1 pseudogene is annotated in these 1,346 nt (G+C 68.3%); it reads left to right on the forward strand.

Annotated features, from left to right (window positions below):
* Window positions 1-70: 70 nt before the first annotated feature.
* Window positions 71-1,346: pseudogene (locus tag ACTWP9_RS36625) on the forward strand (IS30 family transposase); the annotation flags it as partial.

Below are 1,346 nucleotides of genomic sequence, written 5' to 3' on the forward strand. Positions count from 1 at the left end.
GCTTGGGTTCAACCAGTCGTCGCAACACTCCTGATCAGAGAGGTGTGTTGTGGGACGGCCAGCGGGTTGGATGACGGAGTTGACGGGGCGGTCACCGATGAATTCGCCGGGGCGGCCATCGACGCGGCGGGAGGTCGAGCGGCTGTTCTGGCTTGAGATTGCCAAGGGGCTGACCAGCGAGGATGCGGCCGTTGTCGTCGGGGCGGCGCCGGCGGTGGGCACACGGTGGTTCCGGCATGCTGGCGGGATGCCGCAGATCGATCTTGCTGTCTCGGGCCGCTACCTCTCGTTCGCCGAGCGGGAGGAGATCGCTCGCTGCGTGTGCAAGGTGCCGGGGTGAGGGAGATTGCCGAACATCTGAGCCGGGCACCTTCGACGATCTCCCGGGAACTGCGGCGCAACGCGGCCACACGTGGGGGCCGACTCGAGTACCGGGCCTCGGTCGCGCAGTGGAAGTCCGACCTGGTGGCCCAGCGGCCGAAGGAGGCGAAGCCGGCCGGGAACGAGCGGCTGCGGGAGTATGTCCAGGACCGCTTGCTGGGCGTGATACGAGCCCCGGACGGCACGGTGCTTCCCGGGCCACAGGTTCCTGACTGGAAGGGGCGCAACAAGCCCCATCGCGGAGATCGCCGGTGGGCGAACGCCTGGAGCCCGGAGCAGATTTCAGCCCGGCTGAAGATCGACTTCCCTGAGGACAAGTCCATGCGCATCAGCCACGAGGCGATCTACCAGTCCCTCTACGTCGAGAGCCGCGGCGGCCTCAAGCGAGAGCTCGTGGCCTGCCTGCGCACCGGCCGTGCTCTGCGCGTTCCCCGGGCGAGGGCCCGCAACAAGCCGGGCGGCCACGTCACCGAGCAGGTCGTGATCAGCCAGCGGCCCGCCGAAGTGGCCGACCGCGCCGTTCCCGGACACTGGGAAGGAGACCTGATCATCGGGCTGAACCGGTCGGCGATCGGGACTGTCGTGGAACGAACGACCCGCTATACGATGCTCGTTCACCTACCGCGGGCCGAGGGCTACGGCACCATCCCACGGACGAAGAAAGGCCCCGCGCTGGGCGGCTACGGAGCCGTGGCCATGAAGGATGCCCTGGCCACCACGATGGCCACCATGCCCGACCAGCTTCGCCGCTCACTGACCTGGGACCGCGGCAAGGAGCTGTCCGCTCATGCCCAGCTCACGGTCGAGACCGGGCTGCCGGTCTACTTCGCGGATCCGCACGCCCCATGGCAGCGGGCCACGAACGAGAACGCCAACGGGCTGTTGCGCCAGTACTTTCCCAAGGGCACCGACCTGTCCCGATGGAGCGGCGACGAACTGGCCGCCATCGCCACGGTCCTCAACTC

It is taken from the genome of Streptomyces sp. 3N207, assembly GCF_052246355.1.
Taxonomy (GTDB): domain Bacteria; phylum Actinomycetota; class Actinomycetes; order Streptomycetales; family Streptomycetaceae; genus Streptomyces.